9 protein-coding genes are annotated in these 12,726 nt (G+C 72.5%); 4 read left to right on the top strand and 5 right to left on the bottom strand.

The features are described from left to right. Window positions 1-33: 33 nt before the first annotated feature. The gene (locus ACFY1T_RS34960) at window positions 34-1,074 is read right to left on the bottom strand and encodes an ABC transporter substrate-binding protein (RefSeq protein WP_390791776.1); all 1,041 of its coding nucleotides are present in this window, start codon (window positions 1,072-1,074) and stop codon (window positions 34-36) included. 218 nt (window positions 1,075-1,292) lie between these two features. Between ACFY1T_RS34960 and ACFY1T_RS34955 the strand changes: the two genes are divergently transcribed. After that, window positions 1,293-3,152, top strand: coding sequence for a dynamin family protein (locus tag ACFY1T_RS34955; RefSeq protein ID WP_390791775.1), 1,860 nt, complete (start codon window positions 1,293-1,295; stop codon window positions 3,150-3,152). Continuing rightward, on the top strand, window positions 3,152-5,227 hold the full coding sequence (locus tag ACFY1T_RS34950; protein WP_390791774.1) for a dynamin family protein: 2,076 nt from the start codon (window positions 3,152-3,154) through the stop codon (window positions 5,225-5,227). The genes ACFY1T_RS34955 and ACFY1T_RS34950 overlap by 1 nt, the downstream gene beginning before the upstream one ends. A 72-nt stretch (window positions 5,228-5,299) precedes the next feature. Here the strand turns inward: ACFY1T_RS34950 and ACFY1T_RS34945 are convergent, their stop codons facing one another. From ACFY1T_RS34945 to ACFY1T_RS34930, 4 genes are read right to left on the bottom strand one after another with little or no spacing between them, the layout of a single operon-like run. Next, entirely contained in the window at window positions 5,300-6,460 is a 1,161-nt protein-coding gene (locus ACFY1T_RS34945) for an acyl-CoA dehydrogenase family protein (protein WP_030868499.1), read from the bottom strand. 8 nt (window positions 6,461-6,468) lie between these two features. Beyond that, complete coding sequence (locus ACFY1T_RS34940) at window positions 6,469-7,389, bottom strand: hydroxymethylglutaryl-CoA lyase (RefSeq protein WP_390791787.1); 921 nt, start codon at window positions 7,387-7,389, stop codon at window positions 6,469-6,471. Window positions 7,390-7,400: 11 nt separating this feature from the next. Further along, window positions 7,401-9,461 carry a biotin carboxylase N-terminal domain-containing protein gene (locus ACFY1T_RS34935; RefSeq protein ID WP_390791773.1) on the bottom strand — a complete coding sequence of 687 codons (2,061 nt, stop codon included), beginning with the start codon at window positions 9,459-9,461 and terminating at the stop codon, window positions 7,401-7,403. Window positions 9,462-9,477: 16 nt separating this feature from the next. After that, entirely contained in the window at window positions 9,478-11,094 is a 1,617-nt protein-coding gene (locus ACFY1T_RS34930; protein WP_030868505.1) for a carboxyl transferase domain-containing protein, read from the bottom strand. Window positions 11,095-11,193: 99 nt separating this feature from the next. Between ACFY1T_RS34930 and ACFY1T_RS34925 the strand changes: the two genes are divergently transcribed. Together ACFY1T_RS34925 and ACFY1T_RS34920 are read left to right on the top strand one after the other, a co-directional pair. Next, window positions 11,194-11,772 carry a TetR/AcrR family transcriptional regulator gene (locus ACFY1T_RS34925; protein WP_390791772.1) on the top strand — a complete coding sequence of 193 codons (579 nt, stop codon included), beginning with the start codon at window positions 11,194-11,196 and terminating at the stop codon, window positions 11,770-11,772. Window positions 11,773-11,828: 56 nt separating this feature from the next. Further along, entirely contained in the window at window positions 11,829-12,635 is an 807-nt protein-coding gene (locus ACFY1T_RS34920) for a phosphatase (protein ID WP_390791771.1), read from the top strand. The last annotated feature ends 91 nt before the right edge of the window (window positions 12,636-12,726 follow it).

Genomic DNA, 12,726 nt, shown 5'->3' with positions numbered 1-12,726 from the left:
CGGGGCGCCGGGAGCCGGTGGGCCGGCCGAGGGTCAGCTGACCTTCTTGGCGCCCTGGATGGCCTTGGCGAGGTCCTCGAGGATCTTGGCGCACTTGTCGTACGAGTAGATCGGCTCGGTCACGCGCGGGGCGACCTGGCCGGCCTTGACGGCGGGCATCTCGGCCCAGGTCGGCTTGGCCTTCAGCTCCTCCGGCTGCAGGGTGCCGGTGCGGTTGTCGAGCAGGACCAGGTCGGCCTTGTACTTGCCGGCGTTCTCCCAGCTCAGGCTCTCGAAGAAGTTGCCCTCGCCCAGCTTGTCCGGGGTGATGAACTCGACGCCCAGGGACTTGAAGTACTTCAGGTCGGCCGAGGTGTCGGGGGAGGAGGCGTAGAACAGGTCGGCGGAGCCGGAGCCGACGAGCACCTTGATGCCCGGGTTGGCCTTGGTGGCCTCGCGGACCTTCGCGGCGGCGGCGTCGAAGCGGGCCTTGCCGTCGGCGGCGGACTTGGCGTTCATGTCGGCGCCGAGGGACTTGGCGAGGTCCGCGGTGCGCTCCAGGGCCTTGTCCATGGAGACGTCGCCGCCGACGCCGATGGCGGCGGCCGGGGCCAGCTTCAGGATCTTGTCCTTGGAGGCCTCGGGAACGTACCAGTAGGTGCCGTCCCAGGTGTTGGTGACGAGCAGCTCGGGCTGGAGGGAGGCGTACTTCTCGACGTTGAACTCGTCGTAGACGTTGCCGAGGATCTCCACCTTGGAGATGTCCATCGAACCGGCCTGCACGTCGGGCTTGCCGTCGGCCAGCTTGGTCGGGCCGAAGACGCCCTTGACCTGGACGCCGTAGTCGTACAGCGCGGCGGCCGTGCCGGTGAAGGCGACGATGTTCTTCGGCTTCGCCTTGAGGCTGATGTCCTTGCCGAGGTCGTCCTTGAACGTCCAGGCGCCCGAGGCGGCCGCGCCCTTGTCCTTGTCGCCCGCCTCGCCCTTCGCCGAGTCGGATCCGCCGCACGCGGTGAGGGCCGCGACGAGGCCGAGAGCGCCGCCGGCGGCGATGAGACCGCGGCGGGAGAGGTGGGAGGTACGGGACTTGGGCATGTCTATGTCCGCTTTCGTGCGTGCCGGGCGGCCACTGGGCCGTTCGAAGGGAAGGTTAGCCTAACCTTGGCCGAAAACGGTAAGGGGGACCTAAGTTTTTCCCGGCGCCTCCTCACCCGCGCACAAGCGGGACCTTCCGCCGAACCGGGGGCGCCGGGCTCCGTCCGTTGGCATCATGGCCCTGCCGGGAGGTCTTGACGGGGTGGGGTGGCGGCGCTGTGGCCGGTACGGAGGAGCACGAGCTCGAGCTGCGACAGGCTGAACTCGCCGAACGGGCAGCCCTGCTGGCGGACCGGGCCGGAGCGGACTCCGCGGCCTCGCTGATCCGCCGCACCGCGCGCCGCGCGGAGTCCCCGCGGGCCCGGATCTGCGTCATCGGCGGCAGCAACGTCGGGAAGTCCCGCCTCGTGAACGAGCTGGTCGGCGCGGTGTGCGTGCCGGTGTCCGTGCACGCGACGGACGGACCGCCCGTGGTGGTGCGCCCGTACGCCGCGGAGTCGGGGGAGGCGGCGTCGCGGGATTCGGACGAGCCCGGACGGGCTGCCGGGTCCGACGGTTCCACGGATCCCGCCGGACCGGCGGGATCCGGCCAGTCCGCCGCATCGGGGTCCGCCACGGCCGATTCGGGTTCGGGGGACGCCGGGCCGGCCGGCCTGCGTACCGTACGCGTCGAGGTCCCCTCCGGGTCCTGGCCCGCCCGAACCGGGGTCGAGCTCGTCGACACCCCCGGCTGGGAGGGCTGGTCGGGAGTGCGCAAGCCCGACACCGCCGCCCTCGCCCGGATCGTCGGCGACTGCGACGTGGTGGTCGTCGTCACCGAGGCCCGGCGCGCGATGCTCGCCACCGAACAGGCCCGCATCAAGGCGCTCGCCGCCGCCCCGCACAGCCCTCCGCTCGCCGTCGTCGTCACCAAGCTCGCCGAGGTCGAGGACGAGGCGGCCGACATCCTGCGCCGCGTCAACCACCTCGTCTCGGTCCTGGCCCCCGAGGCGCTGGTGCTGCCCGGCCCGGTCCCCGCGCCCGCCGCGGCACCCGGGGCCGCGGAGCCCGACGGCGTCGACCCGCTCCGCGCGGTCCTGGGCCACCTGGCGGGGATCCGGCTGCGCCGCGCGCTGCGGACCATCCGCCGACTGCACCTCCTCGCCGCCACCTGCGCCCTCGTGGAGGAGGCCGCCGCGCGGGCACTCGCGGACGTGCACCGGCCCGACCCCGTCCGAACGCGGGCCGCCCAGATCTGGCACACGGCCCACGAGAGCGCCCGTTTCCACTGGATCGTGCTCAGCGCCGACGCCGGGGAGTGGCGCGCCACGCTCGTGCAGACGATCGCCGCCGAGGCGCGCAGGCGGCGGGCCGCCGCCGCGCGCGAACTCGCCGCGCGCTTCTCCCGGATGCTGGACACACCGCAGGAGCAGCACTTCATCCGCCTCCACGCGATCCCCTACACCGCCGAGGCCCTCCAGCAGTTCGAGGCGTGGATCACCGAAGCGGTCGACCGGGCGCTCGAGGACGACACCCGCCGGCTGCGCGCCGCCCTGCTCCGCAACCGGCCCGGCGAGGAACTGTTCCAGGGCCTGGCCGCCCCCGACGCGGGACGGGTCGTACCGGCCGCGGCCCTGCCGGGAGTCGCGGAGGAGGCCGCCGCCGCGGAGTCGCAGAACGCCACCGGCTGGGACGCCTCCTGGCTGCCGGAGTTCGTCGGCACCGCCATCGAGAGCGTGCTCACGCCCATGTCCGCCGAGGTCGTGGGGCAGATCGCCGGAGCGGCCGGTACGGCGCTGGTGACCGAAGCGCTCGAACACGGCCAGGCGGAGCGCCGGGAACGGGCCATCGACGACCTGGAACGGATCGTCGAGGCGGCGTTCACGGAGCAGGTGGCACGGACCGAGGCGCGCATCGGCCAGGTGTACGACCACCTGCTGAGCCGGGCGCGGGAGCGCGACGAGCAGTGGTGGCGGCTGCACACGACGGCCGTCGCCGCCCAGCCGGAGTCCCTCGACCACTGGCGTTCACTCCAGAGCACGGCGCGGACGCTGAGCCGCTCCGTGCACGCTCTCCTCTTACCCCTGGAAGGGGCCTGATGGCGCACGAGAACCGGCACGTGGCGGCCGGGCAGGAATCACCGGCCGTGCAGTTCCGCGGCTGGAGCGAGAACATCGGAACGCTGCGTTCGTACTACCAGCGCCTGCAACAGGTGGCCGGCGAGGCCGCCGCCGTCATCGCCCCGCCCGGCACTCCGGGCGGCGCACTGGACCTGGGGATCAACGGGGCGGTCTTCGAGCGCGAGAGCTTCCGCATCATGGTGCTCGGCGAGTTCAGCAGCGGCAAGAGCACCCTGATCAACGCCCTGCTGGGCAAGCGGCTGCTGCCCACCAAGGCCAATCCGGCCACCGCCTTCACCACCGTTCTGCGCTGGGGCGAGACCGAACGGGCCTGGCTGTACCGGGACGGGGACCGGCGGGGAGCCGAGACGGCCGTCACGACGGAGGAGTTCAAGCGGGAGGTCGCCCTCCAGATCGACGCGCACGGCGCGCCCCGGACCCCCTCCTTCGCGCTGGCCGTCGTGGAACAGCCGCTGGAGCTGCTGCGCCGGTCCGTCGAGATCGTGGACTCGGCCGGGATCAACGAGAGTTCCGACCGCGAGCTGGTGACCCTGCGGTACCTGGAGGAGGTGGACGCCGTCGTGTTCGTCACCGACGCGGGACGGCCGTTCACCCTCCACGAGACCGAGAACTACCTCACCCGGGTCAGGAAGCTCGGTCACCGCGACATCTTCTTCGTGGTGAACCAGTTCGACCGGATCGAGGAGGAGGAACGGGCGGAGGTGATGAGCCGCTGCCGCAACGCGGTCGCCGAGCTCAGTGGGGAATCCGGCTCCGGCTCCGCCGCCAACGTCTACTTCGTCAGCGCCCTGCAGGCCCTGCGGGCGCGGATCGACGGCAACGAGGAGGGGCTGAACGCCTCGGGGATCGGGCAGCTGGAGTCCGCCCTGGAGGTCTTCTGCATGCGCGACGCGGCCCGGGTGAAGTTCGTCCGGCTCGCCGAGTTCCTGCGGCACAACGCGGTCAACCTGCGCGTGCGCCTGCACGACGAGGGCGCGATCCTGATGAAGTCGACCGCGGAGCTGCGCGAGCTCCTCGACCGCAGCCAGTCCACCCAGGACCAGCTGCGCGCCAGCGCCGACGCGATCCGCGACATCGTCGCCGGCAAGATCCTCGGCATCGAGAACGAACTGCAGCTGCGGTTCGGCGCGTTCCTGACCGAGATCAGCCGTGAGATCGGCGAATGGCACGTCACGACCGGCCCGGGACGCCTGAGCCGGGCCATAAGGTCCTTCACCAAGGGCGGCCGCATCGCCGCCCAGCACCAGCTGACGGACGCGTACACGGTCCAGCTCCAGGAACGCATGCAGGTCTTCTGCACCGCGGAACTCGACCAGGTCATCGAGCAGCGGCAGGCCGATCTCGTGCGCCAGCTCGAACCGCTGATCCGGGCGCACGCCGACCTCCTCGACAAGCTCCGCGCGGAACTCACCGGCTCACAGTCGGAACGGGACCAGAACTACCTGATCTACACGCTGGCCATCGCGGCGGGCAAGGGCAACGGGCGCGACGGGCCCCGCCACCGCGACGACGTGCCGCTGATGTTCCGGCCCAGCTCGCTCATGGCCCTCGGCGCGGGCGGCGGCGCGGTGGTCGTCGGCGGGACGACCGCGGCCGCGGCGGCCGGACTGATCAGCCTGGGCCTGGCCGTTCCGCCGGTCGGCGTGGCCGTGGCGATCGGCGCGGCCATCGGACCGCTGCTGGCCTCGGGAGCCGTCTTCTTCGCCGACGGCAAACTGCAGACGCGCGCGGCGGAGGAGTTCGCCGCACACGTGAAGGACTCGGCGGCCCAGACCGCCCGCCAGTACGCGGGCAGCCGCGCCGCCGACCTGCGCGAGATGTGGGGCGGGATCAGCGGAACGCTCCACCTCCAGCTCCAGGACCTCATCGGCATCGTCCAGCGCAACATCGAGGAGTCCCGGCAGGACGAGCAGGCCAAGGCGGGCATGCGGGACCAGCTCTACGCCTTCGAGCAGCGGATCACCGACGTGGAGCAGCACATCGCGCACTTCCTGCAGCCGTTCGTCTCCGAGGCGGAGCGCGAACAGGCGTAGGGAGGGGAAGGGAGCGACCGCCGGACCGATCGGGGCCCGGCGGTCGTCCACGTCCGGCTCGTGCCGGGTCCGCTATCCGGCGAAGCCCAGCTCGCGGGCGATGAGCATGCGCTGCACCTCGCTGGTGCCCTCGCCGATCTCCAGGATCTTGGAGTCCCGCCACATGCGCGCCACGGGGTACTCGTTCATGAACCCGTAGCCGCCGTGGATCTGCGTGGCCTCCCGGGCGTTGTCCACCGCGACCGTCGAGGAGTACAGCTTCGCGATCGCCGCCTCCTTCTTGAAGGGCTCCCCGGCCACGAGGCGCGAGGCCGCGTCACGCCAGCCGATGCGGGCCATGTGGGCGCGCATCTCCATGTCCGCCAGCTTGAACTGGATGGCCTGGTTGTCGCCGATGGGCCGGCCGAAGGCCTTGCGCTCCTTCGCGTACTTCACCGACTCGTCCACGCAGCCCTGGGCCAGGCCGGTGGCGAGCGCCGAGATCGCGATGCGGCCCTCGTCGAGGATGCGCAGGAACTGCGCGTAGCCGCGGCCTTCCTGGCCGACCAGGTTGGCCAGCGGCACCCGTACGTTGTCGAAGGCCAGCTCGCGCGTGTCCGAGGAGTTCCAGCCGACCTTGGAGTACGGCGCGGCCACCGTGAAGCCCGGGGTGCCGGACGGGACGATGATCGAGGAGATCTCCGGGCGGCCGTCCGCCTTGCGGCCCGTCACGGCGGTGACGGTGACCAGGCCGGTGATGTCCGTACCGGAGTTGGTGATGAAGCACTTCGAGCCGTTGATCACCCACTCGTCGCCGTCCTTGACGGCCGTCGTACGGGTGCCGCCGGCGTCGGAGCCGCCGTCCGGCTCGGTCAGGCCGAAGGCGCCGAGCACCTCGCCGGAGCACATCTTCGGCAGCCACTGCCGCTTCTGCTCCTCGGTGCCGAAGAGGTACAGGGGCATGGCGCCCAGCGAGACGCCCGCCTCCAGGGTGATCGCGACCGAGGAGTCGACGCGGGCCAGCTCCTCCAGGGCGATGCCGAGGGCGAGGTAGTCGCCGCCCATGCCGCCGTACTCCTCCGGGAAGGGCAGGCCGAACAGGCCCATGCGGCCCATCTCGCGGACGATCTCGTACGGGAACTCGTGCCGCTCGTACAGGTCGCCGATCTTCGGCGCCACGACGTCGTGCGCGAACGCCTCGACGGTTCGGCGGAGTTCCTCGTGCTCGGGGGTGAGCCGGTGGTCGAGGGCCATGGTGTTCGTTACTCCTTGTGGGAGAGGGCGCGGACGGTACGGGAGGGGCTGGGGCGTCCCAGCTGTTCGGCCATCCACACGCTCGTGGCGGTGAGGGCGGCCAGGTCGACGCCGGTCTCGATGCCGAGACCGTCGAGCATCCACACCAGGTCCTCGGTGGCGAGGTTGCCGGTGGCGCTCTTCGCGTACGGGCATCCGCCGAGGCCGCCCGCGGAGGCGTCGACGGTGGTGACCCCGTGCTGCAGCGCGGCGAGGGTGTTGGACAGGGCCTGGCCGTAGGTGTCGTGGAAGTGCACGCCGATCCGGTCGGTCGGCACGCCCTCCTCGCCCAGCTCGCCGAGGAGGGTCTGGACGTGGCCCGGGGTGGCGACGCCGATGGTGTCGCCGAGGCTGAGCTCGTCACAGCCGAGGTCGAGCAGGGCCTTGGCCACGCGGACGACCTGGCTGACCGGGACCGGCCCCTCCCAGGGGTCGCCGAAGCACATGGAGAGGTAGCCGCGGACGTGTGCCCCGCCCTCCTTGGCGCGGGCCACGACGGGCTCGAACATGGCGAGGGACTCGGCGACGGTCCGGTTGAGGTTGCGGGACGCGAAGGTCTCGGTGGCCGAGCCGAAGACGGCGATGCGGGTGGCCCCGAGGGCGAGCGCCCGGTCGAGGCCGCGCTCGTTGGGGACGAGGACCGGCAGGTGGACCCCGGGGAGGTCGTCCAGCTCCGGGAACAGCTGCTCGGCGTCGGCCAGCTGGGGCACCCACTTCGGGTGCACGAAGCTCGTGGCCTCGACGGTGGTGAGGCCGGCGGCGGCGAGCCGGTGGATGAACTCGGCCTTGACGGCGGTGGGTACGGCCGTCTTCTCGTTCTGCAGCCCGTCGCGGGCACCGACCTCGTGGATGCGGACGCGGGGCGGCAGCCCGGGGGCCGGGACGGTCATGGGCAGCCCGTTCACGCGCTCTCCTCCTTCTCGTCCTCGTCCGGGGTGACGATGGCCAGGACCTGGTCCATGGCGACGGTGCTGCCGGGGGAGACGTCCAGCTCGGTGACCGTGCCGGAGTGCGGGGCGGAGATGACGTGCTCCATCTTCATGGCCTCGACGACGAGCAGGCTCTGCCCGGCCGCCACCTTGTCCCCGACGGCCACCTTGACGACGGTGACGGTGCCGGGCATGGGGGCGGCGAGGGTGTCGGCGCCGGACCGTGCGCTCCCGGTGAGGGACGCGGTGACGGGGTCGTGGTTCTGGACGTGCCAGCTGTCCGCGTCGCGGCCGAGCCACGTCCCTTCGGGGGACGCGGCGTACGTGAAGCGGTGCGTGACCCCGTCCAGTTCGACCGTGAGGCGGTCGGCGCCGAGGTCGACGATCCGGCCGCGGGCCGGTGCGCCGGCGGCCACGAGGAGCTCCGTGACGGAGCCGGAGCCGGAGCCGGAGCCCGGCCCGGCGGGACGGGTGCGGACCTCGACCGGGTCCTGGCCCGGGAGGCGGAAGTGGCGGACCGTCCAGGCCGGGGTTCCGCCCAGGCGCCAGCCGTCGCCGGCCCCGAAGGGGTCGACCCAGTCCGGGTCCCCCGAGCCGCCGGCAGCGTTCCGGGAAGGGGCGGGGCGGGCGGCGGACAGCAGCGCCGCGGCCGCGTACACCTCGTCCGGGACGCCCTCCGGGAGGAGGGAGGGGAGGTCGCGCTCGACCAGGCCGGTGTCCAGGTCCCCCGACACCACGTCCGGATGCGCCAACAGCCTCCGCAGGAAGCCGGCGTTGGTCTGGACGCCCAGGATCACGGTGTCGGCGAGGGCACCCCGCAGCATGCGCAGGGCCGTCGCCCGGTCGGGGCCGTGGACGATGACCTTCGACAGCATCGGGTCGTACGTGGAGCCGGTGTCCACCCCGGCCAGCAGCCCGGAGTCCGTGCGCACCGCGCCGCCGGACGGCTCGGACAGCGCCAGCACCATGCCGCCGGACGGCAGGAACCCGCGCGCCGGGTCCTCGGCGCAGACGCGGGCCTCGATCGCGTGGCCGGTCAGGGTGACGTCGGCCTGCCCGAAGCCGAGCTCCGCGCCCGCCGCGACCCGCAGCTGCTGCTCCACCAGGTCCAGGCCGGTGATCAGCTCCGTCACCGGGTGCTCCACCTGGAGCCGGGTGTTCATCTCCATGAAGTAGTACGAGGAGGGGTCACCGCCGGGGACGATGAACTCCACCGTTCCCGCGCCGACGTACCCGCACGACCGCGCCGCCTCCACCGCCGCCGCGCCCATCGAGGCCCGCAGCTCCGGCGTGAGCAGGACCGACGGGGCCTCCTCGATCACCTTCTGGTGGCGCCGCTGGAGCGAGCACTCGCGCTCACCGAGGTGCACCACGTTCCCGTGCGCGTCCGCCAGCACCTGGATCTCGATGTGCCGGGGCCGGTCCACCCACCGCTCCACGAGCAGTGTGTCGTCGCCGAACGAGGACCGCGCCTCGCGGCGGGCCGCGGCGATCTCCTCGCCCAGCAGCCCGGCCTCGCGGACCAGCCGCATGCCCTTGCCGCCGCCGCCCGCGGACGGCTTGAGCAGTACCGGCATGCCGATCTCCTCGGCCGCCGCGACCAGTTCGGCGTCCGACAGCCCGCTGCCCGAGGAGCCGGGCACCACGGGGACGCCCGCCGCCTTCACCGTCTCCTTGGCCCGGATCTTGTCGCCCATCAGGGAGATCGCGGAGGCCGGCGGCCCGATGAAGGCCAGTCCCGCCCGCTCGCACGCCTCCGCGAAGGCCGCGTTCTCGGCGAGGAACCCGTATCCGGGGTGGACCGCCTCGGCGCCCGTCCGCCGCGCGGCGTCGAGCAGCCGCTCCACCGACAGGTAGCTCTCGGCGGCCGCCGCCGGGCCGATCCGGACGGCCGTGTCGGCCTCCCGTACGTGCCGCGCGTCGGCGTCCGCGTCGCTGAAGACGGCCACGGACCGCACGCCGAGCTCCCGCAGCGTGCGGATGACCCGTACCGCGATCTCGCCCCGGTTGGCGACCAGAACAGTGCTGAACATCAGTGAGGTCCTCACGTCACATACGGAAGATGCCGAAGCCGCGATCGCCCAGCGGAGCGTTCGCGCACGCGGTCAGGGCCAGCCCCAGCACCTGCCGGGTCTCCATCGGGTCGATGACCCCGTCGTCCCACAGCCGCGCCGTGGCGTAGTAGGCGTTGCCCTGTTCCTCGTACTGCGCCCGGACCGGGGCCTTGAAGGCCTCCTCGTCCTCGAGCGGCCACTCCTGGCCCGCGCCCTCGATCTGGTCCCGCTTGACGGTCGCCAGTACGGACGCGGCCTGTTCGCCGCCCATCACGGAGATCTTGGCGTTGGGCCACATCCACAGGAAGCGCGGCGAGTACGCCCGCCCGCACATCGAGTAGTTGCCGGCCCCGTACGAGCCGCCGACGACCACCGTCAGCTTCGGGACCCGCGTGCACGCCACGGCCGTGACCATCTTGGCGCCGTGCTTGGCGATGCCGCCGGCCTCGTAGTCGCGGCCGACCATGAAGCCCGAGATGTTCTGGAGGAAGAGGAGCGGGATCCCGCGCTGGTCGCACAGCTCGATGAAGTGCGCGCCCTTCTGGGCGGATTCCGAGAACAGGATGCCGTTGTTGGCGACGATGCCGACCGGGTGGCCGTGGATCCGGGCGAAGCCGGTGACCAGCGTCTGCCCGAACTCCGACTTGAACTCCTGGAAGCGGGAGCCGTCCACGATCCGGGCGATGACCTCGCGGGCGTCGTACGGGGTGCGCGAGTCGACCGGCACCGCGCCGTACAGCCCGTACGGGTCCACCTTCGGCTCCTCGGGCGCCTCGACCGACCAGGGCAGGGCCCCGCGCTCGGGCAGGGTCGCCACGATGTTCCGTACGATCCGCAGCGCGTGCGCGTCGTCCTCCGCGAGGTGGTCGGTGACGCCCGAGGTCCGGGAGTGGACCTCGCCGCCGCCGAGCTCCTCGGCCGTGACCACCTCGCCGGTGGCGGCCTTCACCAGCGGCGGACCGCCGAGGAAGATCGTGCCCTGGCCGCGGACGATGACGGCCTCGTCGCTCATCGCCGGGACGTACGCGCCGCCCGCCGTGCAGGAGCCGAGGACGGCGGCGATCTGCGGGATGCCGGCGCCCGACATGCGCGCCTGGTTGTAGAAGATGCGGCCGAAGTGCTCCCGGTCGGGGAAGACCTCGTCCTGCATGGGGAGGAAGGCGCCGCCCGAGTCGACGAGGTAGAGGCAGGGGAGACGGTTCTCCAGGGCCACTTCCTGCGCGCGGAGGTGCTTCTTGACGGTCATCGGGTAGTACGTGCCGCCCTTGACGGTGGCGTCGTTCGCGACGATCACGCACTCGCGGCCGCTGACCCGGCCGATGCCGGCGATGACCCCGGCGGCCGGGGCCGCACCCCCGTACATGCCCTCGGCGGCCAGCGGGGCCAGCTCCAGGAAGGGGGATCCGGGGTCGAGGAGGGCGTCCACCCGGTCGCGGGGGAGCAGCTTCCCGCGGGCGGTGTGGCGGGCGCGGGCCTTCTCGCCGCCGCCGAGCCGGGCCGCGTCGAGCCGGGCGCGCAGCCCCTCGGTGAGCTCGCGGTGGGCGGCCTCGTTGGTCCGCCAGGCCTCGGACGCCGGGTCCGCGGCGCTCGTCAGCACTGGTGCCTGCTGCATCGGTCGAGCTCCCTTGCTCGGTGCACGCTGTTAATGAGCGTTAACGCATGTACGACTTAGGTTAACGACCGCTAACGGCCCTGTCTAGAATGGATTCCCATGAGCACCAGAGCCGCCGCCCCGACCCGTCGCGAGCAGATCCTCAGCGAGGCCGCCCGTCTCTTCGCCGCGCGCGGATTCCACGGCGTCGGCGTGGACGAGATAGGGGCCGCCGTGGGCATCAGCGGCCCCGGCCTCTACCGCCATTTCGCGGGCAAGGACGCCATGCTGGCCGAGCTGCTCGTCGGGATCAGCGAGCGGCTGCTGACGGGCGGCCGCCACCGGGTGGCCGAGGCCGCGGGCGACCCGGACGGCGTACTGGCCTCCCTCATCGACGGCCACATCGACTTCGCGCTCGACGACCGGGCGCTGATCACCCTGCACGACCGGGAGCTGGACCGGCTGCGGGAGGCCGACCGCAAGCTCGTACGGCAGCTGCAGCGGCAGTACGTCGAGCTGTGGGTCGAGGTCGTACGGGAACTGCACCCACAGGTCGGCGAGGCGGAGGTACGGGTGTCCGTGCACGCCGTCTTCGGCCTGCTCAACTCGACCCCGCACCTGGCGGCCCTCGGCCGGGAGGCGACGGAATCCCTGCTGCGCCGCCTCGCGCACGGGGCGTTCGGGGCGCTGTCGGGGTGAGGCGACGCGTCCGCTGGTCGAAATGGCACCGGCGTCCGGGGCCCGGCGGCGGCAGAATGGGCCGCATGCCGAAGCCGATAGAGACGCACGTACCGACCCGCGCCGAACTCGTCGACCACCTGGTCCGCACCCGGATCTCGGGTCAGGTCGCGACGCCCCGCGAGAACAACCTGTCGCACTACCGCAAGCTCGCCAACGGCGACCGGCACTACTGGCTGGGCCTGGAGCTGGGCGACCGCTGGACGGACGAGCAGGACGTGCTCGCCGTGATGGCGGAGCGGGTCGGGGTCGTCGACGACGCCGCGCACCGCTTCGGCCAGGACACCATCGACCCGGAGCTGACCGTCTCCGGCCTCGACCGGATGGCGGCGCGGCTGCGGAAGGCGGCCCTGGACCGGCAGAGCGTGCTGCTCGCCACGGGGCACCCGGGCGGCCTGCTGGACGTCCACCGGGCGACGGCGCAGGCGCTGCGCGCGGCGGGATGCGAGATCGTGGTGATCCCCGCGGGCCTGGTCGCGGACGAGGGCTCGGTGTGGCAGTTCGCGGACGTCGCCGTGCTGGAGCGGGGCGCCACGCTGTGGCACACCCACTCCCCGGAGCCGATGGCCGCGATCCTGGACGGCCTCGCGGCGGCGAACCGCCCCCAGCCGGACCTGGTCGTCGCCGACCACGGCTGGGCGGGATGCGCGGCGCAGCGCGGGCTGGACGCGGTGGGGTACGCGGACTGCAACGACCCGGCGCTGTTCCTCGGCGAGGCGGAGGGCACCCTCCAGGTGGCGGTCCCCCTCGACGACCACGTCCGCGACCCGCGCTTCTACGACCCGATGGTGGCGTACCTGCTGTCGTCGGCGGGTCTGCTCTAAAGGGTGTTGCAGAAGGTCTGCCGCGGGCAGGCCGGAGCGGTGTCTGACGTGCTGTTTCACCCTGTGAGGGTGAGGTTGTGCATGGTGGCGA

Origin of the sequence: Streptomyces sp. NPDC001194 (assembly GCF_042896985.1) — a bacterium.
Taxonomy (GTDB): domain Bacteria; phylum Actinomycetota; class Actinomycetes; order Streptomycetales; family Streptomycetaceae; genus Streptomyces.
This window is presented reverse-complemented; position numbering and strand designations above follow the sequence as displayed.

What these genes read in the sequence shown, in the direction of transcription:
- ACFY1T_RS34960 (WP_390791776.1), bottom strand. Translation starts at nt 1,074, where the DNA reads ATGCCCAAGTCCCGTACCTCCCACCTCTCCCGCCGCGGTCTCATCGCC.
- ACFY1T_RS34935 (WP_390791773.1), bottom strand. Translation starts at nt 9,461, where the DNA reads ATGTTCAGCACTGTTCTGGTCGCCAACCGGGGCGAGATCGCGGTACGG.
- ACFY1T_RS34940 (WP_390791787.1), bottom strand. Translation starts at nt 7,389, where the DNA reads ATGACCGTCCCGGCCCCCGGGCTGCCGCCCCGCGTCCGCATCCACGAG.
- ACFY1T_RS34950 (WP_390791774.1), top strand. Translation starts at nt 3,152, where the DNA reads ATGGCGCACGAGAACCGGCACGTGGCGGCCGGGCAGGAATCACCGGCC.
- ACFY1T_RS34930 (WP_030868505.1), bottom strand. Translation starts at nt 11,094, where the DNA reads ATGCAGCAGGCACCAGTGCTGACGAGCGCCGCGGACCCGGCGTCCGAG.
- ACFY1T_RS34920 (WP_390791771.1), top strand. Translation starts at nt 11,829, where the DNA reads ATGGGCCGCATGCCGAAGCCGATAGAGACGCACGTACCGACCCGCGCC.
- ACFY1T_RS34925 (WP_390791772.1), top strand. Translation starts at nt 11,194, where the DNA reads ATGAGCACCAGAGCCGCCGCCCCGACCCGTCGCGAGCAGATCCTCAGC.
- ACFY1T_RS34945 (WP_030868499.1), bottom strand. Translation starts at nt 6,460, where the DNA reads ATGGCCCTCGACCACCGGCTCACCCCCGAGCACGAGGAACTCCGCCGA.